We start from the raw sequence: 25,600 nt of genomic DNA, 5'->3' as shown, positions 1-25,600 counted from the left end.
TCTCAGCGTGCTGAAACCCAGACTCCGCCTGCGCCCAGGCCTCACTTCTCGCCATGAAAACCAACGCTTCTCCGTCGGCGAGCACGCGGCTCGACCGAACCCGCCATGCAGCGCCGCAAGTTTTCGAGCGGCTGCGCGAAATGATCTTGTCCCTTGAACTGGCGCCCGGCACGGTGCTCTCTCGCGCCGATCTGGCGACTCAATACGGCCTGAGCCAGACGCCAGTGCGCGACGCGCTGATGAAGCTCGGCGAAGAAGGACTCGTCGACATCTTTCCGCAGCACGCGACGGTCGTCAGCCAGATCAACGTGACTTCAGCGTTGCAGGCGCACTTCCTGCGCCGCTCGATCGAGTTGGAGATTGTGCGCACGCTGGCCGAGCACACCGATGCCGCACTGGTCGGTCAGTTGCGTTCCACGATCGCCAGGCAAATGGAACTGCGCGACCTGAAGAGCTACGAGCAGTTCTCGCTGCTCGATCAGGCCTTTCATCGCCAGATGTATGAAGCGGCGGGCGTGCCGCAACTCTGGGATCTGGTGCGCAGATTGAGCGGCCATATCGACCGGCTGCGTCGGCTGCACCTGCCGGCGGAGGGCAAGACGATGGCGGTGGTTCGCGATCACACCGAGATCGTCGATGCAATCGAAAAGGGCGATGCCGAAGCTGCGCAGGCGGCGCTGCGCAAGCATCTCTCGGGCACGTTGAACCAGGTCGATCAGATCCGCACGCGTCATCCCGACTTCCTCACGGAGGACTGAACAACGCTCCGAACCGCGCTGTTCAAGAGGTAATCGCGAATCTGCGACTTTGCAACTGAATTGCGTCCGATCACCATGTCGGAACCCTTACGAATCATTCACGGGCCGTTCAGAAGAGCGGCGTTGCTGCTGGATGACGATGTAGAGCATGGGCTTGTCATCTAGGGCGCGTCCAAAATATCGTCCGAAATTTTGATCTGCGTTGAGCAGCTTCACTTCAGTCCACTCGCAGCGATCGCTAATCCCGTCAGGAAAGAACCTCCTCGGCCGACACGTAGTCGTAACCGAGTTCGCGCGCGACCGCCCGATACGTTACGCGGCCATCGCAAACATTGAGGCCGGCGCGCAGGTGCGGATCATCGGCAAGCGCGCGGCGCCAGCCTTTATCCGCGATCGCAATGGCAGGACCGATGGTGGCGTTGTTGAGCGCAAAAGTCGAAGTCCTTGCAACCGCTCCCGGCATGTTGGCGACGCAATAGTGCACCACGCCGTCCACGATGAAGGTCGGATCGGTGTGCGTCGTCGGATGGGACGTCGCGAAGCAGCCGCCCTGGTCGATCGCGACATCGACCACGACGGCGCCGGGTTTCATGCGCGAGATCATGTCGCGCGTGACGAGCTTCGGTGCCGCCGCACCCGGTATGAGCACGCCGCCGATGACCAGGTCGGCGGCGTGCACGGAATCCTCGATTGCCTGCGTATTGGAGAACAAGGTGCAGACCCGATTGCCGTAGATCAGGTCCAGCGCGCGCAGCCGATCGAGATTCTTGTCGATGATCGTCACGCGCGCGCCCATGCCGACGGCGACTTGCAGCGCGTTGGTCCCGACCACGCCCGCGCCGAGGATGACGACGTGCCCCGGCGCGACACCCGGCACGCCGCCGAGCAGCAGCGCCATGCCGCCCTTGGATTTCTCGAGATGCGCGGCGCCCGCCTGAATCGACATGCGGCCCGCCACTTCGCTCATGGGCGCGAGCAGTGGCAGACCGCCGCCCACGGCCGTGATCGTTTCGTACGCGATGCACACCGCTCTGGAAGCGATCAATGCCTGCGTCTGGACGGGATCGGGCGCCAGATGGAGATACGCATAGAGTATCTGGCCGGGCCGCAGCATGGCGCACTCGGCCGGCTGCGGCTCTTTCACCTTTACGATCATCTCGGCGAAGGCGAATACATCCGCGGCGGTGGCGACGATCCGTGCGCCCGCGGCCGTATACATGTCGTCGCTCAGCCCGATTTCCGCTCCGGCCGCGGTCTGCAAAACGACTTCGTGGCCGCGCGACACCAGTTCCCGCACACTCGCCGGCGTCAACCCCACGCGGTACTCGTGATTCTTGATCTCCTTGGGCACACCGATTCGCATGACGTCTCCTCATCTTGTATTGGACTCCGCAAGCGGCCGTGGGTCGTTTTGCCGGTCCGTACAGGGCCGTCGACGTAGTCGCAATGGGGCTGGTGGATATCGTACTTCAAACGCGAAAACCGGCGGTTTCGTGCACGAGCGCTGCTTGAAAGGGCTTGCAGAGAGGGCTTGCAGAGCGCTCACCCGTTTCGATGTCTGCGCGCCGCACGCTGATCCGCTAGGATGAAGAGGGCGGCGGTCGCGCTTCGCCGTCATGGCGAAAACTCGAATGATAAGTGTTCGCTTAACGACCGCCGACCGTGCGGGCATCGCGCGTGCTACAGGCTCTCAGCATCGCGCGTTGCCCGAGAAGCGCTGCGCGGCACTCAGTCGCGGCTCAACCCCTTACATTTTCTGGAGAACACTCGTGCAAAAGACAGCATCGGCAAAATGGAGCGGCGGCATCAAGGACGGCAAGGGTTCCATCTCGACGCAGACTGGCGTGCTGAAGGACGCGCCGTATGGCTTTGCATCGCGTTTCGAAAGCGGACCGGGCACGAACCCGGAAGAACTGATCGGCGCGGCGCACGCGGGCTGCTTCACGATGGCGCTATCGCTGCAACTCGAACAGGCCGGCATGAAGGCCGAAAGCATGGAGACCAAGTCGACGGTCACGCTCGAAAAGGACGGCGACGGCTTCTCGATCACGGCCTGCCATCTCGACCTGAAGGCAAAGATTCCGGGCGCCGACAAGGCGGCGTTCGACAAGGCCACGGCAGCGGCGAAGGAGGGTTGCCCGGTATCGAAACTCTTCGCTGGCAATGCCAAGATCACGCTGAACGCGGAACTCGAATCCTGATCGGTTGCAATTGAATGGACGAGGGCGCGGCCAGGTATTGGGCTGCGCTTTTTTTTATCATGCGCCAGCGACGAGCCGTCATCAAAACCGCGCGTTGCGGCTTGCAGACTTCAGCGACTGCTTGTGCGCATACATCCTGCTGTCGCTCGACGCGAGCAGATCCGCGATCGACGCGTGGCGTTGCGCGTCGAACTCCGTATGCCCGACGCTGAAGCGGATCTCGTAGCCGCGCTTGCCTTGCACATTGCGCTGCGCCAGCGCGTCATGCAGACGCTGGACGACTTTCGAAGTCTGGTCGCCGTTGGCTTCGGTGAGCAACACGACGAACTCGTCGCCGCCAAGCCGCCCGATCACGTCGCTTTCGCGCAATTCGTGGCGCAGGACATCGGCGAAGGTCGCGAGCGCGCGATCGCCCTCGGCGTGACCGAAAGTATCGTTGATCTGCTTGAAATCGTTCAGGTCGAAAAAGAGCAGCGTCGCGTGCCTGTCGAGGCGCTTGCAGACGTTCAGCGCATGCTGTGAAAGCGCCTCGAAGCCGCGCCGGTTCGACAGTTCCGTCAATTCATCCATGGTCGCGAGATGGACCGCCGCGATCTCCTGTTCCGCCATGTGCGCGAGGTCGCGCAGCAGCGCGCGATCCTCTTCGCCGAGTTCGCGCGGACGCACGTCGATCAAACATAGCGTGCCGAGCTTCGAGCCGTCCGGCACGGCGAGCGGACACCCTGCATAGAAGCGGATGCCGGGTTCGCCGACGACGAGCGGATTGTCGTGGAAGCGCTCGTCGGCGCGCGCGTCGGGGATCATCAGAATGTCGTCGTGCGCGATCGCGTGGCCGCAGAACGAAATGTCGCGCGACGTCTCGGTCGCGTTCAGCCCGACGCACGACTTGAACCACTGCCGGTTTTCATCGACGAGACTCACGAGCGCGATCGGCACGCCGAAGAGGCGCTTGGCGAGGCGCGTGAGACGGTCGAAGCGTTCTTCCGACGACGTATCGAGGATGTTGAGCGAACGCAATGTGGCAAGGCGCGCGCGCTCGTTTGCGGGCTTGGGCGGGACGATCATGCGTGTGGGGCTTCCTTGGCTTGATTGACTCCTGACGACAATGACGGCATGCCATCCGGCACGCCGCGGCTTTCGGGGCGCGCAGCGCCTGGCGATCGCCGGCGATTTCGTCATATCTGTATCGGATTGATCGATGATAGGGCAAAAAGTGCCCGAAGCGTTTGCGATTGGTCGAGAGCGTGCAGAAGCACAAGCAGGGCGCGGTGACGCATCGTTTTCGTTATGATTGCCCCGGTGTCCGCGTATTCAGCGGCCCGCGCCTGTGTTGCAGGCGGGCGGCAAGGACTGTCCGAACAACCGCATGCCCGGGAGGGCCGATGAAACTCAAGCTGGACTGGACCGTAGTCGCGCCAATCGTCGCCCTCGCGGTGCTGGGCCTCGCGATCGTCATGTCGAACGTCGTGGTGCTCGTGCTGGCGGCAATCGCCCTTGCGTTCGCGGTGTTCGCGGCCGTTCACCATGCGGAAGTCATCGCGCATCGGGTCGGCGAGCCGTTCGGCACGCTGGTGCTTGCGGTGGCGGTGACGGTCATCGAAGTGGCGCTGATCGTGTCGGTGATGCTGACGGGCGGTCCCGAGAAGGCCGCACTGCCGCGCGACACCGTATTTGCCGCGATCATGATCGTGAGCAACGGCATCGTCGGACTGTGCCTGCTGGTCGGCGGGATGCGGCACCATGTACAGGATTTCCAGTTGCAGGGCGCGAGTGCATCGCTGGCGATTCTTTGCGCGCTTGCCGTGCTGACGCTCGTGTTGCCGAATTTCACGAGCACGGTGAGCGGGCCGGTGTTGTCGATGTCGCAACTGGTGTTCGTCGGCGTGATTTCGCTCGTGCTCTATGTGGTGTTCGTGTTCGTGCAGACCGTGCGCCATCGCGACTATTTTTTGCCGTTCGTGCCAGCGCAGGACCCGGGCGCCGTCGACGACGAAGTGCATGCGCCGCTACCGACAGCCGGTCACGCCTGGGCGGCGGTCGGGTTGTTGCTGCTGTCGCTGGTGTCGGTGGTGGGGTTGGCGAAGCTGCTGTCGCCGGCGGTGGAAGCGGGGGTTGCGAAGGCCGGCGCGCCGGAGGCGGTGGTTGGCGTGGTGATTGCAGCGCTCGTGCTGCTGCCCGAAGGGCTTGCTGCGTTGCGCGCGGCGCGGTTGAACCGGTTGCAGACGAGCTTGAATCTTGCGCTGGGTTCGGCGCTTGCGAGTATCGGATTGACGATTCCGGCGGTGGCGGTCGTGTCGATTGCGATCGGGCAGCCGATCGTGCTCGGGCTCGATCCGAAGGAAATCGTGATGCTTTCGCTTACGCTGATCGTGAGTGTCATTACGCTTGGCACCGGGCGCTCGACGGTGCTTCAGGGCGTCGTGCATCTTGTGATTTTTGCGGCTTTTTTGTTTTTGTCGGTCGTACCGTAGGGGGGCGCTGGCGCTTGGGGTTGGGTTGGGGGTGGGTTGGAGGTGGTGGATTTACACCGTTTGATGCGCTCAGGCTTCTACGGAACGTGTATTCGTGTTGGTTTATTAGCTCTGCCCCTGTCCGGGGCGGGACTCACTTTCTTTGCTGCTGCAAAGAAAGTAAGCAAAGAAAGCAGCTTCACAACGCCAATCCTTGCCAGTCGCCTCTAGCCCGTTATGTCGGAGTGGTCCAGCCGGGGGAGTGTCGTTAGCGGGGTTTGATCGTTGTTGGCATGTAGAAGAGGTACGGGCATCGCACCGCGATACAGAGTGGACCAGCAGTCATACATCCGGCTTTGCGCTACGCGCTCACCCGTCAGGGAAAACGAAAACCCATCGCTGAATCTACGTCCTACGTTCGTGCTGCCGCTTGCTTCAATTCACCACGATTGGCAAACCTGTCGTCGGGCACGCAGTGCCAGGATGGATGAATGACTGCTGATCCACTCCCTGTAGCGGTATGACGCGCGCGCCTTTTCTATATGCCAACAACGAAGAAACCCCGCTAACGACACTCCCCCGGTTGGACCACTCCGAGGGAACGGGCTAGCGGGGCATGGCAAGGATTGGCGTTGGAAAGCTGCTTTCTTTGCTTACTTTCTTTGCAGCAGCAAAGAAAGTGAGTCCCGCCCCGGACAGGGGCAGAGCAAATAGACCACGAAGAAAACAAGTTCCATAGGAGCCTGAGCGCATCAAACGGTTGAAGCCCGACCCGAACCCCAACCCCAAGCGCTAGCGATCACCCTCCTCGCCCCGGACAGGGGCAGAGCAAATAAACCAAAAACAAAACAAGTTCCATGGAAGCGCAAAAGCATCAAACGGTGTAACCCCAAACCAAACCACCCCCAAGCGCCAGCGATCAATACTGGTACACGCCACGCTTCGTCTTGCGCCCCAGATGCCCCGCCGAGACCAGTTCCCGCAACAACGGACATGCCCGATACTTCGAATCCCCGAAGTCCTTGAGAAACACATCCATCACCGACAGGCAAACATCCAGCCCCACGAGATCGGCCAGCGCCAGCGGCCCAATCGGATGATTCGCGCCCAACCGCATGCCCGCGTCGATCTCCTCGGCCGTCGCGACGCCTTCCGCGAGCACGAAAAACGCCTCGTTGATCATCGGTACGAGAATGCGGTTGACGACGAATCCCGGTGAGTTCTTCACGCCGACAGGCGACTTGCCAAGCTGCTCGGTCAACCGGCGAACGCTGTCGGCGGTTTCATCGCTCGTCTGCACGCCGCGAATCACTTCGACGAGCGGCAGCAACGGCACCGGATTGAAGAAATGCATGCCGATGAAACGCTCGCTGCGCTCAAGCGTGGCGCCAAGCGCGGTGATCGAAATCGACGACGTATTCGACGCGATGATCGCCTCGGTCCGCACGACCGCTTCGATCTGCTTCAGGATGCGGATCTTGAGCTCGGCGTTCTCGGTGGCCGCTTCGATCACGATGTCGGCGGCGGCAAGGCGCTGGTAATCGGTCGACGTTTCGATGCGCGCAAGCGCCGCATCGCGCGTGGCGGCGTCGAGCTTGTCCTTCGAGACGAGCCGCTCGAGGCTGCCCGTGAGCGTCGCGACGCCCTTGGCGAGCGCCGCGTCGGTGACGTCGATCAAGATGGTCTTCAAGCCCGCGACGGCCGCGATCTGCGCGATGCCGTTGCCCATCGTCCCTGCACCCACGATCCCGACGCTTTCGATTTTCATTGCGTTACTCCTTGCTGCCGGTGCCTCGCACCTCGCTGGTTGTAGGATTCCGGAGACGGCCTCGTGCTGGCCGCCGTCTCCGGCTGTCCCATTGTAACCAGCGAAAATCAGAACTGGTCAACAGCCAGTGCGAGCACGCCCTCATCGCCCTTCGCGCTGACGATCGACGCTTCCAGCGCGAGCGCTTGCGGCAGGATGTGGTCAGCAAAGAAATGCGCGGTCGCGATTTTCGCACCGTGGAACGACGGATCGTCCGCACGCTTTTGCGTCGACACGATCAGTGCGCGCGCCATCTGCCAGCCCGACAACACGATGCCCGCAAGCTTCACATAAGCGACGCTGCCCGCGAACACGGCGTTCGGATCGCTCTTCATGTTGGCCAGCACGAACTCGACGACGTTCGCGAGCGCGTCGCGTCCCGCCGAAAGGCGACGATGCATCGCGTCGAATGCCGCGCCTTCGTGCTCCTTGAGCGCGGCGAGGGTGGCGTCGACCTGCGCAAGAACTGCGCGTGCGGCCGCGCCGCCGTCTTTCACGGTCTTGCGGCCGATCAGGTCGTTTGCCTGGATCGCCGTCGTGCCTTCGTAGATCGTCAGGATGCGCGCGTCGCGATAGTGCTGCGCGGCGCCCGTCTCTTCGATGAAGCCCATGCCGCCATGCACCTGCACGCCGAGGCTCGCGACATCGATCGACATCTCCGTGCTCCAGCCCTTGACGACCGGCACGAGGAATTCGTAGATGGCCGCATATTGTGCGCGCGTGTCGGCATCGGCTGCGTGATGCGCGATGTCCGAATATGCGGCCGCGACATAGGCCAGCGCGCGGGCGCCTTCGGTCAGGGCGCGCATCGTGGCAAGCATGCGGCGCACGTCGGGATGGTGGATGATCGTCACGGATTGCTTCGCCGAGCCGTCAACCGGGCGGCTCTGCACGCGGTCCTTCGCATAGGCGACGGCCAGTTGATACGCGCGGTCCGCCACGGCGATGCCCTGCACGCCGACCCCGAAGCGCGCCGCGTTCATCATGATGAACATGTATTCGAGCCCGCGATTTTCCTCGCCGATCATATAGCCGATCGCGCCGCCGTGGTCGCCGTATTGCAGGACGGCGGTCGGGCTCGCCTTGATGCCGAGCTTGTGTTCGATCGAGACGCAATGCACGTCGTTGCGCTCGCCGAGCGAACCGTCGTCATTGACCATGAACTTCGGCACGAGCAACAGCGAAATGCCTTTCACGCCTTCCGGGGCGTTCGGCGTGCGGGCCAGCACGAGATGCGCGATGTTCTCCGCCATATCGTGTTCGCCGTAGGTGATGAAGATCTTCGTGCCGAACACCTTGAACGAGCCGTCGCCTTGCGGCTCGGCGCGCGTGCGGACGAGCGCGAGATCGGAGCCGGCTTGCGGCTCGGTGAGGTTCATCGTGCCGGTCCACTCTCCTGCGATGAGCTTCGGCAGGTAGCGCTGCTTCAGTTCGTCGGAACCCGCGGTGAGCAGCGCTTCGATGGCGCCATCGGTCAGGAGCGGACACAGCGCGAACGAAATGTTCGCGGCGTTCATCATTTCGATGCAGGGCGCGGCGATCAGTTTGGGCAGCGCCTGTCCGCCGAACTCGGCCGGATGCATCACGCCTTGCCAGCCGCCTTCGCCGAACTGGCGGAACGCGTCCTTGAAGCCGGGCGTCGTCGTGACGACGCCGTCGGAAAACGTGCTCGGGTTCTTGTCGCCTTCGAAGTTGAGCGGCGCCAGCACCTCGCCGTTGAATTTCGCGGCTTCGTCGAGCACGGCCTGCGCGGTTTCGAGCGTGGCGTCCTCGAAGCCCGGCAGCGTGGCTACTTTTTCGATGTCGGCGAGTTCGTCGATAACGAACAACATGTCTTTCAGCGGCGCGGTATAGCTCATTTGGGTGTCTCCGTAATTTGGGTTTTGGCGCGTGAACGGTGCGCGCCGCAGAATCCGATTGACGCATCCTAGCGCCCCGCCGCGCGATCTACGATATCCGAATCTGCCCTTTGATTGACAAAAACTGCCGCTTTTCAGCCGGCTCGGGGATAGCCCTTACACGCCCGGACGATTGGCGTGTTTTGTCAATCAATCGGCCGAGCCTGCCAGTGCGCGATGCCAGGCGCCTTGCCTAGAATCGGGGCCAACGAAAGAGGTCCGCGAAGAGGCCGCCCTCTACGAAACACACTGTCAGGAGACAAGCTCATGGAACTGCCGGGCCAGATGATGTACGCGCCGATGCTGTTGTCATCGATACTCGAACAGGCCGCACGCCATTCCGCCGAGGTGGAAATCGTGTCGCGGCGCGTCGAGGGCGACGTGCACCGCTACACCTATCGCGACTGCCATACGCGCTCGAAACAACTCGCGCAGGCGCTCGACGCGCGCGGCATCGGAGCGGGCGACCGCATCGGCACGCTCGCGTGGAACGGCTACCGGCACATGGAGTTGTACTTCGGCGTGAGCGGCATCGGCGCGGTGTGCCACACGATCAACCCGCGGCTCTTTCCCGAGCAGATCGTCTACATCATCAATCACTCACGTGACCGGTTCGTGTTCTTCGACGCGTCGTTCGCGTCGCTCGTCGAACAGATCGCGGCGCTTTGCCCGCACGTCGAAAAGTGGGTGATGCTGTGCGACGAGGCCGCGCTGCCGAACGCGTTCGCGGTGCCGCTCGAAAGCTACGAGACGCTGATCGCGGGCCACGACGGGCATTTCACCTGGCCGAGCTTCGACGAGCGGCAGGCCGCGCTGCTTTGCTATACGTCGGGCACGACGGGCGATCCGAAGGGCGTGCTGTACTCGCACCGGTCGATCACGCTGATGTGCTACGGCTCGGCGCTGCCCGATACGCTCGCGCTCTCCGCGACCGAAACCATCGCGCCCGTCGTGCCGATGTTCCATGTGAACGCGTGGGGCCTGCCGTTCTCCGCGACGCTGGTCGGCGCGAAGCTGGTGCTGCCGGGCGCGAAGCTCGACGGCGAATCGCTGTGCTCTCTGTTCGAGCAGGAAGGCGTGACGATGTCGGCCGGCGTGCCGACCGTGTGGCTCGGTTTCGTCGATTACATGCGGCGCACCGGCAAGACGAGCACGACGTTCAGGCGTGCGGTCGTCGGCGGCGCGGCGTGCCCGCCGCATCTCGCCGCGGCGATGGCCGAAGTCGGCGTCAAGGCCGTGCACGCGTGGGGCATGACCGAACTGTCGCCGCTCGGCACGGTGTGCTCGGGCTCGCGCGGCTATGCGGGCAAAAGCGCCGAGGAGCAGGCGGCGATCGAGGCCAAGCAGGGGCGCGCGGTGCCCGGCATCGACCTGAAGATCGTCGGCTCGGACGGCGCCGAACTGCCGTGGGACGGCCAGTCGGCAGGCGACTTGATGGCGCGCGGCCACTGGGTCGCGGACCGCTACTTCGGCGCGGAGCACTCGGCGCTCGACGACGGCTGGTTCCCGACCGGCGACGTCGCCACCATCGACCCCGACGGCTACATGCACATCACCGACCGCAGCAAGGACGTGATCAAGTCGGGCGGCGAATGGATCTCGTCGATCGAACTGGAGAACATCGCGATGTCGCATCCGGAGATCGAGAAGGCGGCGTGTATCGCGTGCGCGCATCCGAAGTGGGACGAGCGGCCGCTGATCGTCGCGGTGCGGCGTGAAGGCAGTTCGGTCAGCGCGCGGGACGTGCTCGATTTCTACGCCGGCAAGGTGGCGAAGTGGTGCGTCCCGGACGATATCGTGTTCGTCGACGACCTGCCGCTCACGGCGACTGGCAAGGTGCAGAAGCTCACCTTGCGGCAGCGCTTCGGCGGCTATTTCCTGGCCTGAGCGGCCATGCCGCGCTCACGCCGTCCTGCGATACGTGTTCGGCGTGCTGCCGGTCCAGTGCCGGAACGCGCGGTGAAACGCGGTCGAGTTGTCGAAGCCGACGTCGTAAGCGATTTCCGCGATGGCGTCCCCGGAGCGCGTGAGCCGCTGGATCGCGATGTCGCGCCGCACTTCGTCCTTGATCGCCTGGAAGGTCGTGCCTTCGGCGGCGAGGCGGCGGCACAGCGTGCGCACGGAGTAGTGCAGGTTTTGCGCGACGGCGTCGATGGTCGGCGCCCCCGGCAGGCATTCGGCCACGTACTGGCGCACGCGGTGGCAGACCAGTTGCTCGGCGAACGACACGAAGATCCAGTCCTCCGGCGCGCGCGACAGGAATTTCTTCAGGTCGGGCTTGCGCTGCCGGATCGGCATGTCGAGATACGCGGCATCGAAGCCGATGCGGGTCGTCTCGCAGCCAAAACGCACGGGTCCGGGGAAGAGGTAGAGATGGTCGTTCGCCTGCGGCGGCCGCGGGAAATCGAAGTCCACTTCGGCGAGCGGAATCTTCTGAGCGATGAGCCACGACGCCACGCCGTGCACGAGCTTGAGCATCAGTTCGCGGCCGAGCATGCTGACGGCGGGGCCGTGCGGATTCGCGTCCATCCGCACGTGGCCCAGCGCGCCTTCGCGCTGCGACTGCAGGCGGAAATCGTCGAGGACCAGATGGAAGAACTGGCCGAAGCGATGCAGTGCGATCTCGAGCTTCGGGGCGTCGAGCAGGCTCAGGCACAGGTATTTCAGCGTGCCGTTGCGTAACGGGCGGCTGAAAATGCCGGGCATCTCGTCGTCGAGCTCCATGGCGAGCAGGCGATAAAGCGTCGAGAACTGCTCCTGCGTGACGCGCGCAGCCGGCTGGCGCAGCAGTTCATGCGGGATGCCCGAGCGCTCGGCGAGCCTCGCCATGGCGTTTCGGTCGGCGCCGGACAGAAAGCCGTTGACGACCGAGATGGGGACGGTAGCGGAGAGCAGGTTCAAGGACGGATCGTTGAGTGGGCCGTAGCGTGGCGTATTTTGTCACAGTGTACGCACGGCGGGGCGCCTAGCGGAAAGCCGTCAGGTCGCGGGCTTCGATGCCGTTCTTCTCGCAGTACGCCGCGTAGCGATCCCAACCGCTGCGCCAGTTCTCGATCGCGATCACCTGCTGCCGCTCGTTCATGTAGAGCAATTCGCCCTGGATGATGTTCAGCGTGACGATGTCCTCGTCGCCGGGCAGCGCCTGCGGCGTATGGCTCGATCCCGCCACTTCGTATACCACGCTGCCTTTGTCGGCAATCCACGCGTGCTCGCGGTACTTCCATCGTCCCTGGACCGTGTAGACGATCACCGTGCCGGTGTGATGATGGATCGGCATCTGCCCGGTCGCGGGCGCGCGGAGCAGCGCGATCACTTCCCCGCGAATCGGGTCGAGCTTGAAATACTTGACGAACACCTTGTCGCTATACGGCGTGAACGGAACCCACGGGACGTCCGCATCGTTGATGCAGGCGGTCTCGATCTGTTCGAACAGCATGGCGCATCTCCTTTTCTGAGGCTGGTTTCCGGCTGCTGCATCGCGTCATTGTGACAGCGGACAGTGGGTTGAGCCGGATTTGGCGGTATCTGATATCGTCCACGCCATGCAAACAATCATCACCGTATCGAATCTCGGCAAGACCTACGCGTCGGGCTTCCAGGCCCTGAAAGACATCAACCTGACGATCAGGCGCGGCGAGATTTTCGCGCTGCTCGGCCCGAACGGGGCGGGCAAGACGACGCTCATCAGCACGGTCTGCGGGATTGTCAACCCGAGCGAAGGAAGCGTCATCGTGGACGGCCACGATATCGTGACCGATTATCGTGCCGCGCGCGCGATGATCGGCCTCGTGCCGCAGGAGCTGACCACCGACGCCTTCGAAACCGTCTGGGCGACCGTGTCGTTCAGCCGCGGCCTGTTCGGCAAGCCGCCGAATCCGGCGCACATCGAAAAGGTGCTGCGGTCGCTGTCGCTCTGGAGCAAGAAGGACAACAAGATCATCACGCTCTCGGGCGGCATGAAGCGGCGTGTGCTGATCGCGAAGGCGCTGTCGCACGAGCCGGACATCCTGTTCCTCGACGAGCCCACCGCCGGCGTCGACGTCGAATTGCGGCGCGACATGTGGGACCTGGTGCGTGCGCTGAAGGCGAGCGGCGTGACGATCATCCTGACGACGCACTACATCGACGAAGCCGAGGAAATGGCCGACCGCATCGGCGTGATCAATCGCGGCGAGATCATTCTGGTCGAGGAAAAGGCCGAGTTGATGCGCAAGCTGGGCAAGAAAAAGCTCACGCTGCAACTGGATCACGCGCTCGACCGCGTGCCCGATGCGCTGGAACGATATGGCATGGAACTATCGTCGGACAAGTGCGAGCTGACCTACACCTACGACGCCCACGACGAGCCCGGCCGGATCATCGCGCTCCTGCGCCATATCGACGAAGCCGGCGTCAGGTTCAAGGACCTTCATACGACGCAAAGTTCGCTGGAAGACATTTTCGTGAGCCTTGTCAGCAAGAACGCCACACGGGACCAGAACAAGCGCCAGCTTGGGCCGACAAGGGAAACGCAATGAACCTCCACGCAGTCCGCGCGATCTACCGCTTCGAAATGGCACGCACGGCGCGCACGCTGATGCAGAGCATCGTGTCGCCGGTGATCTCGACGTCGCTCTATTTCGTCGTGTTCGGCGCGGCGATCGGCTCGCGCATCCCGGAGATCGACGGCATCAGCTACGGCGCCTTCATCGTGCCGGGACTCGTGATGCTGTCGCTGCTCACGCAGAGCATCTCGAACGCGTCGTTCGGCATCTACTTTCCGAAGTTCACCGGGACGATCTACGAACTCCTGTCGGCGCCGATTTCCTATCTGGAGATCGTCGTGAGCTACGTCGGGGCGGCGGCGACGAAATCCGTGATCCTCGGCCTGATCATTCTCGTGACCGCGCGTCTTTTTGTGCCGCTCAGGATCGATCATCCGTTCTGGATGATCGTGTTCCTGTTGCTCACCGCCGTGACGTTCAGCCTGCTCGGATTCATCATCGGCATCTGGGCCGACGGCTTCGAGAAGCTGCAGGTGATTCCGCTCCTGATCGTCACGCCGCTGACGTTCCTCGGCGGCAGCTTCTACTCGATCGACATCCTGCCGCCGTTCTGGAAGACCGTGGCGCTGTTCAATCCGGTGGTTTATCTGATCAGCGGATTTCGCTGGAGTTTCTATGGCCTCGCGGACGTGAGCGTCGGCGTGAGCCTCGCGATGACGATCCTGTTCCTCGGCGTGTTCACGGTGATCGTCGCGTGGATCTTCCGGACGGGTTATCGGCTCAAGGTCTAGAGCGGGTCCGCGAGCCCTTGCGTCCGGATCGGCGCGACGGACTCGCCGGATTCGCCGTGCCATCGGCGGGGGCTGCCGGTGCGGCCGTCTGCAGCGATACGAGCCGCGCCAGCACGATCGCGGGATAAAGCTGGCCGAGCAGCCCCTCGACGATCGCGAGCGACTTCGCGGCGTGAGCGACCGGCGTGATGTCGCCGTAGCCCACGGTCGTGAGCGTGACGAAGCTGAAATAAATCGCGGTCGGCGAGTCGAATGCCCCGTCCGCACCCGTGTTTCCTGCATAGGCGTGAGGAACATGAAAGCTGACGATCTGATAGGCCTGCGCCCAGACCACGCCGATCAGAATGTAGAGCGTGACCGCGCCGAGAATCCGGTCGAACGTCACGGTGCCCCCGCTGAACACCTTCACGCCGATCACCGCGCCCAGGATGGCGAGCGAAACGAGCGTCGTTGCGTCGGTCAGTCCGGGCGTTTGTCCGGGTGGAAGAAACCAGCCCGTCCAGTTGACGAGCATGGCGACCGCGGCCACCAGCGCGATTGCGATCCAGTGCGTGCGGTCCTCGGCCACCGCCACCACGCCGCTCAGAAGAATCAGCGTCAGGAACACATCGCGCAGCAGCCGCGCCAGGGTGTCGTCCGGCGCGACGGAAAAGGGGACGACGAATACGTTGAGCACGAGCAGCACGAGGAGAGCCGTCATGCCGCCGATGCGCATGCGCACCGACAGGTCACGCCACCATCGCGCGTGGATCATTGCCGCTCCATATGTGATGAATGGTGATGAATGCGCAAGCCGGTACGACGCACGCCCGGCGACGCGGATTTTGCCAACTCGCCGGGGCTGGGCCAAACCGCGCGCACGAGCCAGGGCGAGTATGATTTTCAATGATGCCAGGCATCGGGGCCGCAATCCTAACAGGGAAGCGCGGCCCGTCACAACGTCGCGACATAGGGCGCAACCCCGGGCGCAACCCGGGTTGCAAGTCGGGGCCGCGCACGGTGCCCGGGCGTTGGGCGCGTGGCTTTGTTTCCTGGAACGAACATGATTGAACGCACGAAACGCAGTTTTCTGGGGGCGCTCGCCGCGATGGTCGCCGGCAGCACGGCTGCATGGCGCGGTTTGGGTTCGAACTCGGCGCACGCGGCCATCGCTGCGTCCTACGAAATCAGCCACAGCGACGCCGAATGGCGCAAGCTCCTCACGCCGGCGCAGTACAAGGTGCTGCGGCAGGAAGGCACGGAGCGGCCCTTCACGAGTCCGCTCAACGACGAGCATCGCGCGGGGGTGTTCGCGTGCGCGGGTTGCCGGCTCGACCTGTTTTCGTCGAAGACCAAGTTCGAGAGCGGCACCGGCTGGCCGAGCTTCTGGCAGCCGCTCGACGGCGCGGTCGCGACTCGCACCGACACTTCATTCGGCATGGAGCGCAACGAAGTGCACTGCCGGCGCTGCGGCGGGCATCTCGGCCACGTCTTCGACGACGGCCCGAAACCCACCGGCCTGCGCTACTGCATGAACGGTGTCGCGCTGACGTTCACGCCGCAGTCGGCGTGAGGCGCGTGGCTTTTACCTTTTTCATCTGCCTTTCATCCGGACTCAGGACCGAGTGCCCATGAATATCGACGAATTCAAGTTGCAAAGCCGTTCCACCGCGCTCGTGCTGATCGACCTGCAGGCGGGCATCGTCGCATTGCCGGTGCAACCGAACAGCGCCGCCGACGTGCTCGCCAACGCGCGGGCGCTGGTGGATCGCTTTCGGGCGCTCGACGCGCTCGTCGTGCTGGTTAAGGTCGCTTTCCCGGGCGCACCCGGCGGCTTGCGTCCGATCACCGACGCCGGACAGGCGCCGCCCGGCGCCGAGCCGGCCGGATGGAGCGAGCTGTGTCCCGAGCTTGGCGTAGCGGCGTCGGATGTCGTCATCACGAAGCGGCAGTGGGGCGCGTTCCACGGCACGGAACTCGATCTCCAGTTGCGCCGGCGTGGCATCGATACGATCGTGCTCGGCGGGATCGCGACGCATGTGGGCGTGGAATCCACGGCGCGCTCTGCGTTCGAGCACGGCTATCAACAGATCTTCGTCGAGGACGCGATGAGCGACCTGCACGGGGATACGCACGAGTCCACGTTTCGCTATGTGTTCCCGCGCATCGGACGGATTCGCTCGACCGAGCAGGTGCTGGCAGCGCTGGTTTAAAACGGGCCGGGCGCCGCACCGCGCTCGGCGTTGCGTCGCGTTCCTCATGGCCACGCCGCCGGATCGCGGCCCGCGCCCAGTTAATCGCCTGAATCGAATCTCGTCGATTTTCATCGATCGATATGATTCAGGCCGAATTCAATCTCGCTGAATAACAGTAGTAAATCGCGTAACAAAACTGCGATTAATCCGGTTATCTCAAAATAAGCAGCGACTCAAAAGGGATTCGTCGGTTGACAAGGTATATCTCGAAAAACAGACTCGTCTTCTTTCGCGATATTTACCGCGGTCATGTCGACCCATGCGAAAAATCCTTTCGTCAGCCGGAGCAACTCCATGAAAATCAAATCCCTTTCGCTTCTTTTCCCTGCCGTTCTCGCAGCCGCTTCGTTCGCTGTTTCGCCGGCGCCCGGCGCGGCCACCGTCGACGGCTCAGCGTCGGTGAAGGTCACGGGAACGGTCAAATCGGTCAACGTGGCAACGCGCACGGTCACGATCGTCGACGCGCAAGGCGCCACCGCCTCGCTCGAAGTCGGCCAGGACGTGCCGAACCTCGACAAGCTGGCGAGCGGCACGCGCGTCTTCGGCACGACGACGCGCCGCGTCCACCTGACGGTTCTCGCCGACGGCGAGCAGGCGCCGAATGTCGCGCAAGTCGTGAGCAGCGACGAAAAGTCGGGCGTCGTCACGCTGCTGGACGCGCAGGGCGAATCGATGACCGTCCAGGCGAGCGATGCGGGCAAGGCCGCCGCGCTCAAGGCCGGCGCGCGCGTCGCGGTCGAGGTTATCGTCCCGTCGGCCGCTCAGTCGTAATCAGCGCTGCAGCAAGCCCAGTAACAAGCGCATCAATAAAAGCCGCAATCGGATTTGTCGGAGTTTTCCAGTATCGCGCGGGTCCGCGCTTCGGTAACTTCGCGCTTCCGTCGTTCGACGGGTCCCCGCCTGACGATCGGCGGATGTCCGGCAGGCCTCAGGCACCTCTGAAGCCTGTCGGGCAACGCGCTTCCCCAAGCGCGGGACGCGGGTTCGAGTCGTACCTCGGCGAACATCCGTCGTTCTCCCCAGTCCATCCGGCGCAAGCCGGGTGGACACTCTCTCTTCCCTTGTCGTTCCGTCAGGCCGTTACGAGCCGCAATCGCGTGATCTCCGACGGCGCGCCGAGCCGCTTCGGCGGTCCCCAGTAGCCGGTGCCGCGGCTCGTGTAGACCCACAACCCGTTGAGCTTGTCGAGTCCGGCAACGAACGGCTGCTGCAGTCGCACGAAAAAATTCCATGGAAAGAACTGTCCGCCGTGTGTATGCCCGGACAACTGCAACGTGAAGCCCGCCGCGGCCGCCGCCGGCGCACTGCGCGGCTGGTGCGCGAGCAGAAGGCGCACGCTGGCGTCGGCGGGTGCGCCGCGCAGCGCCGCCGCCGGATCGCTCTTGTGCGCCGGATCGAAGCTGCCGGCGTTGTAGTCGGTCACACCGGCGACGACTGCGCGCGCGCCGTCGTGATCGAGCACGACATGCTGGTTCATCAGCACGGTCAGGCCGAGGCGCCGAAACTCGGCGACCCATTTGTCCGCGCCGGAGTAGTACTCGTGATTGCCCGTGACGAGAAACGCGCCGTGACGCGCGCTCAACTGCGCGAGCGGGCGGGTGTGGTCGGCGAGATGCGCGACGGCGCCATCGACGATGTCGCCCGTCACCGCGATCAGGTCCGGCGCGAGCCCGTTCACGGCCGCGACGATCCGTTCCACGTAATGACGCTTGATGGTCGGCCCGACGTGGATATCGCTGATCTGCACGATCGTGAAGCCGTTCAGCGCGGCGGGGAGGTTGTCGATCGGCACGTCGACGGTGACGATTGGCGCGCGCCGCCGCGCGTTGTAAAAGCCGATCAGCGACGACAACACCGCAAGCGCCGGCACTGCGAGCGCGCTTCTCGCGACGAACGTGGGCGATCCGATCGGCGCGCCGCGCGCCCAGTCGACGAGATGGATCACCAGCACCACTACGTCGCGGGCAAAGGTCAGCACGAGCAGCGACGAAAAAAACCCCAGCGCGATCAGGCCGACCCACGCGAGACGATCGGAGAGCGGCTGCGATTCGATCGTCCGCGCGGCCATGCCGAGTGGAATCAGAAGGACGGAGGCGACCAGCACGAGCACGGCGAGCCAGCGCAGCGGTGCGCCGACCGGTGCGGCCGGAATCAACCGCATGCCGACGTAGATGTGAAACAGAATGCCGATACCGATGACGCGAAGAAAGAACGCTGAGCGTCGCATAGACAGCCTGAGAGGGAAAAAAGAAGCGGGCGGCATGACGGCCGCACCGCGAACGAAGCCGATTCTACCGGTTCGCCAGCGACCTTGCCCCCGCATGACCGGCGCGGCTTTCGCGGATGCCGGCCGGCTTGCGTCGCGGCTTGATGAAGCGAATCATGCGACTCGTGCGCTTCATGAAATTCCATTCGATCATGGACAATGACTTAATGCGCGCGGTATAAATGTCGCTGATTAATCGTGCGTAGGGAATTTCGATTGCGTGTCATTTCAATGGAGAAAACTGCATGAAAGCAAAATGGAGTGCGGCATTGATTCTCACGGCATCGGCGATTACAACGTCGGTTTTCGCTCAAACCGATTCGCTTGCCACGTCCGCGCAAAAAGTTGTCGGCGCGGCACAGCCGGTTCACCTCCAGGCGGAAATCATCGGTATCGACGCGGCTACGCGCACGCTTACGCTACGCGGGACGAAAGGGACGGTCACGACGGCGGTCGTGAGTGACGAGGTCAAGAATTTCGATCAGTTGAAAGTCGGCGATCGGGTCGATGTGCTTTATAAAAACGCGCTGCTCGTCACGGCGGCAAAGGCATCCGGCGCCGACAAGGGCATTCGCAAGCGCGTCGACACGTCGGTTTATACGCCGGCTTCGGGCGCTTCCGGCGTCTCGGGATTCGAATCCGCCCGGCAGGTCGAAGTGCTTGCGACCGTTGAAAGCATCAATCGCAAGAATGGGACGATTACGCTTCGCGGACCATGGCGCACCGATACCTTCGAGATTCCGCACGACATGGATACCAAGAACCTGAAACCCGGCGACATGGTTCATGCGGTATTCGTTTCGGCCGCAGCGGTCGAAGTCACGCCAAAAAGTGTGGCGAAATAAAAAACGGCCTGGTGATTACCAGGCCGCGTTTATTACATCATTCGAATCAAACCGCCATGCACAGATACTTGATCACAACATAATCGTCGATACCGTAATGCGAGCCTTCGCGGCCGAGGCCCGATTGCTTCACACCGCCGAACGGCGCGACTTCGTTTGAAATCAGCCCGGTATTGATCCCGACCATACCGTATTCGAGCGCTTCCGCCACGCGCCACACGCGGCCGATATCGCGGCTGTAGAAATACGCAGCGAGCCCGAACTCGGTGTCGTTCGCCATCCGCACGACTTCCTCGTCCGACGAGAACTTGAAGAGCGGCGCGAGCGGCCCGAAGGTCTCTTCCTTCGCCACTTTCATGTCGGGCGTGACGCCGGTGAGCACCGTCGGCTCGAAGAAACCGTGGCCGAGCGCGTGACGCTTGCCGCCCGTCACGACCGAGGCGCCCTTGGTCAGCGCGTCCTCGATATGCGATTCCACCTTCAGCACTGCCGCTTCGTTGATCAGCGGCCCGAGCGCGACGCCGCTTTCCGTGCCGCGCCCGACCTTCAACTGGCCGACCGCCGCCGCGAGCTTCTGCGCGAACTTGTCGTAGACACGCTCGTGCACGTAGAACCGGTTCGTGCACACGCAGGTTTGCCCGCTGTTGCGATACTTCGATGCCACCGCGCCTTCCACGGCCGCGTCGAGATCGGCGTCGTCGAACACGATGAACGGCGCGTTTCCGCCCAGTTCCAGCGTGACTTTCTTGACCGTCGGCGCGCTTTGCGCCGCGAGTAGACGGCCCACCGCCGTCGAGCCGGTGAACGACAGCTTGCGGACGATCGGATTGCTCGTCATCTCGCCGCCGATCGCCTTCGGGTCGCCGGTGAGGATGTTCAGCACGCCCTTCGGCACGCCCGCGCGCTCGGCGAGGACGGCCATCGCGAACGCGGAGAACGGCGTCGCTTCCGCCGGTTTCACGACGATCGGGCAACCCGCCGCGAGCGCCGGGCCGACCTTGCGCGTGATCATCGCGGCCGGGAAATTCCACGGCGTGATCGCGGCGCACACGCCGATCGGCTCCTTCGTCACAACGATGCGCTTGTCGGCGGCGGGCGAGGCAAGCGTATCGCCCGCGACGCGCTTGCCTTCCTCCGCGAACCACTCGATGAACGATGCCGCGTACATGATCTCGCCCTTCGCCTCGGCGAGCGGCTTGCCTTGCTCGGTCGTGAGGATCATCGCGAGATCGTCGGCGTTTTCGATCATCAAGTCGTACCAGCGACGCATGATCGCGGCGCGTTCCTTCGCCGTCTTCTTGCGCCACGCCGGCCACGCGGCGTTGGCGGCGTCGATCGCGCGGCGCGTTTCGGCCGCGCCCATGTGCGGCACGGTGCCGAGCGACGCGCCATTCGACGGATCGACGACTTCGAAGGTGGCGCCGTTGTCGGCGGATTGCCACTCGCCGTCGATGAATGCCTGGTGGCGCAGCAGCGCCTGATCTTTCAGATTCATAGCCAAGGCTCCCCAATCAAGCCGCGACGCCGACCGTTTCGGTCAGCACGTCTTCCAGGATCGCGAGCGCTTCGTCGAACACGGCGTCCTGAATGGTGAGCGGAAACAGGAAGCGCACGACGTTGCCGTACACGCCGCAAACGAGGAGCAACAAGCCGCGTTCCAATGCGCGCGACTGCACGCGCTTGGTGAATTCGGTGTCGGCGTCGCTCGTGCCGGGATGGCAGAACTCCACCGCGACCATGCCGCCGGGACCGCGCACGTCGGCGATCTGCGGCACTTCGCTCTTCAGCGCGTCGAGCTTCGCCTTCAACTTGTCGCCGAGCACCACCGCGCGCTCCGACAGCTTCTCGCTATCGATGATGTCGAGCACCGCATGGGCCGAGGCCACCGCGAGCGGGTTGCCCGCGTACGTGCCGCCGAGGCCGCCGGGCGCGGCGGCATCCATGATCTCCGCACGGCCGACGACGCCCGACAGCGGCATGCCGCCCGCGAGGCTCTTCGCCATCGTCATCAGGTCGGGGACGACGTCGTAATGCTGCATCGCGAACAGCTTGCCGGTGCGCGCGAAGCCGGTCTGGACTTCGTCGGCGATCAGGAGGATGCCGTGCTCGTTACAGAGCTTGCGCAGTGCGCGGACGAATTCGAGCGGCGCCTGATAAAAGCCGCCTTCGCCCTGAACCGGTTCGAAGATGATCGCGGCGACGCGCTTCGCTTCGATATCGGCCTTGAACAAATGATCGATCGCGCGCAGCGAATCCGCGACGGAAACGCCGTGCAGCGGGTTCGGGAACGGCGCGTGGAACACGTCCGACGGGAACGGACCGAAGCCGAGCTTGTACGGCGCGACCTTGCCGGTGAGCGCCATGCCCATCAGCGTGCGGCCGTGGAAGCCGCCGGTAAACGCGATCACGCCCGGCCGGCCGGTCGCCACGCGGGCGATCTTGATCGCGTTTTCGACGGCTTCTGCGCCGGTCGTGAAGAACGCGGTCTTTTTCGGAAAATCGCCGGGCGCGCGGGCGCTGATCTTCTCGGCGAGCGAAACATAAGACTCGTAGGGAACGATCTGATATGCCGTGTGCGTGAAGCAGTCGAGCTGCGCGCGGATCGCCTCGACGATCTTCGGATGGCGGTGGCCGGTATTGCACACGGCGATGCCCGCCGCGAAATCGATGAAGCGGCGGCCTTCGACATCCCACAACTCGGCGTTTTCGGCGCGCGCGGCGTAGAAATCGCACATCACGCCGACGCCGCGAGGCGTCGCGGCGTTCTTGCGGGCTTGCAGGTCGGCGTTTTTCAGCGTGCTTTGAGTGGGGTTCGTCACAGCGGTGATCTCCTTCGCGCGGGGCGCGGTTGCTAGTCGAGTAACTGTAGTGACTATAGTAAGATTTGGCTCTTAAGTTCAGAGCCATTTCAATAAATCTATAGGAGCCAATTCGATGCGGGCGAGCGTGTTGTCCGACTGGCTGGCGCAGCGGCTCGACCGGGGCAGCGCGCAGCCGATCTACCGGCAACTGCATCGGCTGTTGCAGCAGGCGATCCTTTCGCGCGAATTGCCGGCGGGGACGAAGGTGCCGTCGTCGCGGTTGCTCGCCGCCGAACTGGGCGTCGGGCGCAATACGATCACGCAGGTCTACGAGCAACTGGCGCTGGAAGGCTATGTGTCGTCGGCGACGGGGCGCGGCACGTTCGTCGCCGACAGCGCGCCCGACGAGATCGTCTTCGACGACATCCCGTCGCGCGTCGAAGCCGCGCCGGCCGTGCTTTCGACTCGCGGCGCGCGGCTGATCGCGGGTGCGGGAGTCTCGAAGCGGCAGGGCGGCGCGTTCATGCCGGGCGTGCCGGATGTGTCGCGCTTTCCGGCGCGCGTCTGGAGCCGGCTGCACGCGAAATACTGGCGCCGGTTGCGGCCCGACCTGCTGACTTACGCGCCGGGCGGCGGGCTCGCGTCGCTGCGTCATGCGCTCGCGGACTACTTGCGCACGTCGCGGTCGGTGCATTGCTCGCCGGAGCAGATCGTCGTGACGACGGGCATCCATCAGTCGATCGACCTCGCCGTGCGGCTTCTGTCCGATGCCGGCGACACGATCTGGACCGAGGACCCGTGCTATTGGGGCGTGCGCAGCGTGTTACAGGTCTCGGGGCTGGACCTGAAGGCGATTGCGGTCGACGAGGAGGGCATTGCGCCAACGGCCGTCGACCTGGCCGATCCGCCGAAGCTGATCCTCGTCACGCCGTCGCACCAGTATCCGCTCGGGATGGTGATGAGTCTCGCGCGGCGCCGGATGCTGCTCGAATACGCGCGGCAAAACCGCTGCTGGATCATTGAGGACGACTATGACAGCGAGTTCCGCTATGGCAGCCGGCCGCTCGCTTCGCTGCAAGGGCTCGATACGGCGGGGCAGGTGATTTATGTGGGCAGCTTCGGCAAGACGCTGTTTCCGGGTCTGCGGATCGGCTATATCGTCGTGCCGGAGGCGCTGGCCGCGAGTTTCGCGACGGCTTCGGCGGAGTTGTATCGCGAAGGTCAGTTGCTGCAGCAGGCGGTGCTCGCGGAATTCATCGCGGAAGGGCATTTCACGTCGCATATCCGGCGGATGCGCACGCTGTATGGGCAGCGGCGGGAACTGATGCTCGCGACCATCGCGAAACGTTATGGCGACACGCTCGAAATCGTCGGCGGCGACGCGGGGCTGCATCTGGTGCTGCGGTTGCCGGATGGCGTCGACGATCGCGCGGTCGCGGCGGAAGCGCTCGCGGAGAATATCGTCGTGCGGCCGTTGTCGGGGTACTTCGCGCGGCGCGACGATGCGGGCTCCGGGCTTCTGATCGGTTATGCGTGTGTGCCGGACGAGGAAATCGAGCCGGCCTTCGAGACGCTGGCGGGGGTGATCGACCGGTTTCTGAACGTATCGTGAATAAGTTTATTTGCTTGACGCGCGACTCTTTGTCAACAAAACCGAAGGCGACACTGCCAGCAATATCACAGCAGCGACTAATATCACCGCAGCAATACTCAGGTACAGGGACGATATCAATGCGTCACTCCAGATAAGCGGAATGCAGTAAATGAGAAGGCCGGCGACGCTTGTCAACGCCATGCTGTTCGCGCGAAATCGGCCAAGCAAATGAACAGGGCAGTCTTCGAGAAAACGTGTCTCCGTGCGAATGCGCACGAATGCGAAACCGGCTCCTAGCGCGAAATGCATCGCGATGAGAACGGAAAATGCAGGCGCGAACGGGACCAGGGCGAGAACGACGGACATCGAACTGATAATCAGCAGGTCGCATCCGATGCCACCGCCCAGGGCTTTTTTCATCATGGCCAGGCACGCACTGACGCTGAATGCGCCAATGGACCAGGCGGCTTCGATTGTCGAATAATTGATGCTACCCAGTTTTAGAAAAAAAGCGATGAGGCCCGGCAACAGCATATTGGTCACCTGGCCAATTGAAAAAACCAGTGCGCCGCAGCACGCGATGGAAAACAGAACAGGGAATTGAAAATATAGTACCGCGTGAATAGCACCCCAACCTGTCCGCTTGTGTTCGGCACTTTTTCCGACGCGCAGGTCCGGCAGGCAAAGCAAGCAGAGAATTGCACAGGTCGCTGCGCACAGAGACGGGATAATCAGCGCCGTCTCGATGGTCATTATGGAGGCTGCGAAACCCGCCGCCCCGGTTCCGGTGATGAGCGCGATCTGGGTCACTATGTTCATCGACGCGATGCGCCGGGCGCGCGCGCCGTCTGGAATGCAGATGCGCAGAAAATAGTCCAATGCGCCGCCCGCGAGCAATGAAGCGCCCGCGAGCGCAATTGTCAGCGCGATCAGCATGGAAAAATCGCCAATGGCAATGGCGTAATGATGTACGGCGATCGCCGTCATGGTGAAAAGAAGCACGGTTAACTGCCCAGCACAAAGCAACGCCTTCTTTCGCGGTGTTGCATCGACTAAACGTCCCATAACGCATGTCGTTATACAGAAATGTCGGCATCACCGTCATCGCGCAATAAGCGCATGGTTTCCGCGGCGATATGAACTTTTGTGAGCCCCTTCCAGATTGTCTCCGCGCCGGGTTCGCCATCGCCCTTGCGAGCGAGGAAACCGCCGAGGCGAGCGACCAAGCGCAACACTTCGTTGAGCTTGGGTTGCACAGGCATACGCGTTTTCGTGAGCAAGTGGGCGGCCCGAATTTCATCGGGATCGAAGAACAGATGCGCGTCCAAATCAGGACAGGTCCGGCCCAGCCGCATCAGATAGGTCACACGCCAAGCCACCACAAGAAACAGCGCCAACGCACGCTCGAGTCGTTCAATCGTGCCCAACTGCAGCTCTTCGACCTGACAGCCGTTCTTCAGAACGTTGAACA

Annotated in this window: 23 protein-coding genes; 11 read left to right on the top strand and 12 right to left on the bottom strand. The window is 63.3% G+C overall.

What is annotated here, in order from left to right:
* The first annotated feature begins 53 nt into the window (after nt 1–53).
* Nucleotides 54–758 carry a GntR family transcriptional regulator gene (locus AWB68_RS06055; protein WP_087643449.1) on the top strand — a complete coding sequence of 235 codons (705 nt, stop codon included), beginning with the start codon at nt 54–56 and terminating at the stop codon, nt 756–758.
* A 247-nt stretch (nt 759–1,005) separates the two neighbouring features.
* Here AWB68_RS06055 and ald read toward each other — a convergent pair whose 3' ends face one another.
* Nucleotides 1,006–2,121, bottom strand: a complete 1,116-nt coding sequence (ald, locus tag AWB68_RS06050; RefSeq protein WP_087643448.1) for an alanine dehydrogenase — start codon at nt 2,119–2,121, stop codon at nt 1,006–1,008.
* A gap of 406 nt (nt 2,122–2,527) precedes the next feature.
* Between ald and AWB68_RS06045 the strand changes: the two genes are divergently transcribed.
* Nucleotides 2,528–2,959, top strand: coding sequence for an OsmC family protein (locus tag AWB68_RS06045; RefSeq protein WP_087643447.1), 432 nt, complete (start codon nt 2,528–2,530; stop codon nt 2,957–2,959).
* Between the two features lie 81 nt (nt 2,960–3,040).
* Here the strand turns inward: AWB68_RS06045 and AWB68_RS06040 are convergent, their stop codons facing one another.
* Nucleotides 3,041–4,024: a GGDEF domain-containing protein gene (locus tag AWB68_RS06040; RefSeq protein ID WP_087643446.1), complete on the bottom strand. Its 984-nt coding sequence runs from the start codon at nt 4,022–4,024 to the stop codon at nt 3,041–3,043.
* A 317-nt stretch (nt 4,025–4,341) separates the two neighbouring features.
* Between AWB68_RS06040 and AWB68_RS06035 the strand changes: the two genes are divergently transcribed.
* On the top strand, nt 4,342–5,430 hold the full coding sequence (locus AWB68_RS06035) for a calcium:cation antiporter (protein WP_087643445.1): 1,089 nt from the start codon (nt 4,342–4,344) through the stop codon (nt 5,428–5,430).
* Between the two features lie 898 nt (nt 5,431–6,328).
* Here AWB68_RS06035 and AWB68_RS06030 read toward each other — a convergent pair.
* Complete coding sequence (locus AWB68_RS06030; RefSeq protein ID WP_087643444.1) at nt 6,329–7,177, bottom strand: 3-hydroxybutyryl-CoA dehydrogenase; 849 nt, start codon at nt 7,175–7,177, stop codon at nt 6,329–6,331.
* Between the two features lie 107 nt (nt 7,178–7,284).
* On the bottom strand, nt 7,285–9,075 hold the full coding sequence (locus AWB68_RS06025; protein ID WP_087643443.1) for an acyl-CoA dehydrogenase: 1,791 nt from the start codon (nt 9,073–9,075) through the stop codon (nt 7,285–7,287).
* 306 nt (nt 9,076–9,381) lie between these two features.
* On the opposite strand from AWB68_RS06025, the gene AWB68_RS06020 reads away from it, so the two are divergent.
* On the top strand, nt 9,382–11,001 hold the full coding sequence (locus AWB68_RS06020; RefSeq protein WP_087643442.1) for a 3-(methylthio)propionyl-CoA ligase: 1,620 nt from the start codon (nt 9,382–9,384) through the stop codon (nt 10,999–11,001).
* Nucleotides 11,002–11,016: 15 nt separating this feature from the next.
* On the opposite strand, the gene AWB68_RS06015 is transcribed toward AWB68_RS06020, so the two are convergent.
* Nucleotides 11,017–12,015 carry an AraC family transcriptional regulator gene (locus tag AWB68_RS06015; RefSeq protein WP_235028227.1) on the bottom strand — a complete coding sequence of 333 codons (999 nt, stop codon included), beginning with the start codon at nt 12,013–12,015 and terminating at the stop codon, nt 11,017–11,019.
* A gap of 64 nt (nt 12,016–12,079) precedes the next feature.
* Nucleotides 12,080–12,550 carry a 2,4'-dihydroxyacetophenone dioxygenase family protein gene (locus AWB68_RS06010; RefSeq protein ID WP_087643441.1) on the bottom strand — a complete coding sequence of 157 codons (471 nt, stop codon included), beginning with the start codon at nt 12,548–12,550 and terminating at the stop codon, nt 12,080–12,082.
* A gap of 106 nt (nt 12,551–12,656) precedes the next feature.
* On the opposite strand from AWB68_RS06010, the gene AWB68_RS06005 reads away from it, so the two are divergent.
* A complete protein-coding gene (locus AWB68_RS06005) occupies nt 12,657–13,631 on the top strand; it encodes an ABC transporter ATP-binding protein (RefSeq protein ID WP_087643440.1) in 975 nt (324 codons plus the stop codon).
* Entirely contained in the window at nt 13,628–14,389 is a 762-nt protein-coding gene (locus AWB68_RS06000) for an ABC transporter permease (RefSeq protein WP_087643439.1), read from the top strand. The genes AWB68_RS06005 and AWB68_RS06000 overlap by 4 nt, the downstream gene beginning before the upstream one ends.
* Here the strand turns inward: AWB68_RS06000 and AWB68_RS05995 are convergent.
* A complete protein-coding gene (locus tag AWB68_RS05995) occupies nt 14,379–15,143 on the bottom strand; it encodes a potassium channel family protein (protein ID WP_087643438.1) in 765 nt (254 codons plus the stop codon). The two genes, AWB68_RS06000 and AWB68_RS05995, sit on opposite strands and share 11 nt — an antisense overlap.
* 288 nt (nt 15,144–15,431) lie before the next feature.
* Between AWB68_RS05995 and msrB the strand changes: the two genes are divergently transcribed.
* The 3 genes from msrB (at nt 15,432) to AWB68_RS05980 (ending at nt 17,394) form a co-directional block, all read left to right on the top strand.
* Nucleotides 15,432–15,941, top strand: a complete 510-nt coding sequence (msrB, locus tag AWB68_RS05990) for a peptide-methionine (R)-S-oxide reductase MsrB (protein ID WP_200828641.1) — start codon at nt 15,432–15,434, stop codon at nt 15,939–15,941.
* 58 nt (nt 15,942–15,999) lie between these two features.
* Nucleotides 16,000–16,581: a hydrolase gene (locus AWB68_RS05985; protein WP_087643437.1), complete on the top strand. Its 582-nt coding sequence runs from the start codon at nt 16,000–16,002 to the stop codon at nt 16,579–16,581.
* A gap of 336 nt (nt 16,582–16,917) precedes the next feature.
* Nucleotides 16,918–17,394: a hypothetical protein gene (locus AWB68_RS05980; RefSeq protein ID WP_087643436.1), complete on the top strand. Its 477-nt coding sequence runs from the start codon at nt 16,918–16,920 to the stop codon at nt 17,392–17,394.
* Nucleotides 17,395–17,695: 301 nt separating this feature from the next.
* Here the strand turns inward: AWB68_RS05980 and AWB68_RS05975 are convergent, their stop codons facing one another.
* A complete protein-coding gene (locus AWB68_RS05975) occupies nt 17,696–18,850 on the bottom strand; it encodes a metallophosphoesterase (RefSeq protein WP_087643435.1) in 1,155 nt (384 codons plus the stop codon).
* Nucleotides 18,851–19,134: 284 nt separating this feature from the next.
* Here AWB68_RS05975 and AWB68_RS05970 point away from each other — a divergent pair, with 284 nt between their 5' ends.
* Nucleotides 19,135–19,734: a hypothetical protein gene (locus AWB68_RS05970; RefSeq protein ID WP_087643434.1), complete on the top strand. Its 600-nt coding sequence runs from the start codon at nt 19,135–19,137 to the stop codon at nt 19,732–19,734.
* Nucleotides 19,735–19,780: 46 nt separating this feature from the next.
* Here AWB68_RS05970 and AWB68_RS05965 read toward each other — a convergent pair whose 3' ends face one another.
* Both AWB68_RS05965 and gabT read right to left on the bottom strand, forming a co-directional pair.
* Nucleotides 19,781–21,229, bottom strand: a complete 1,449-nt coding sequence (locus AWB68_RS05965) for an NAD-dependent succinate-semialdehyde dehydrogenase (protein ID WP_087643433.1) — start codon at nt 21,227–21,229, stop codon at nt 19,781–19,783.
* Nucleotides 21,230–21,245: 16 nt separating this feature from the next.
* On the bottom strand, nt 21,246–22,529 hold the full coding sequence (gene gabT / locus AWB68_RS05960; RefSeq protein ID WP_087643524.1) for a 4-aminobutyrate--2-oxoglutarate transaminase: 1,284 nt from the start codon (nt 22,527–22,529) through the stop codon (nt 21,246–21,248).
* A gap of 139 nt (nt 22,530–22,668) precedes the next feature.
* Here gabT and pdxR point away from each other — a divergent pair, with 139 nt between their 5' ends.
* Nucleotides 22,669–24,147, top strand: a complete 1,479-nt coding sequence (gene pdxR / locus AWB68_RS05955; RefSeq protein WP_087643432.1) for a MocR-like pyridoxine biosynthesis transcription factor PdxR — start codon at nt 22,669–22,671, stop codon at nt 24,145–24,147.
* A gap of 6 nt (nt 24,148–24,153) precedes the next feature.
* Here pdxR and AWB68_RS05950 read toward each other — a convergent pair whose 3' ends face one another.
* Together AWB68_RS05950 and AWB68_RS05945 are read right to left on the bottom strand one after the other, a co-directional pair.
* Nucleotides 24,154–25,194 carry an MFS transporter gene (locus AWB68_RS05950; protein WP_087643431.1) on the bottom strand — a complete coding sequence of 347 codons (1,041 nt, stop codon included), beginning with the start codon at nt 25,192–25,194 and terminating at the stop codon, nt 24,154–24,156.
* Between the two features lie 11 nt (nt 25,195–25,205).
* Nucleotides 25,206–25,600, bottom strand: a 395-nt coding sequence (locus tag AWB68_RS05945) for an IS4 family transposase (RefSeq protein ID WP_268810917.1), incomplete at its 5' end; no start/stop codon positions are given.

The sequence above is a fragment of the Caballeronia choica genome, assembly GCF_001544535.1.
In the GTDB taxonomy this organism is placed as follows: Bacteria; Pseudomonadota; Gammaproteobacteria; order Burkholderiales; family Burkholderiaceae; genus Caballeronia; species Caballeronia choica.
This window is presented reverse-complemented; position numbering and strand designations above follow the sequence as displayed.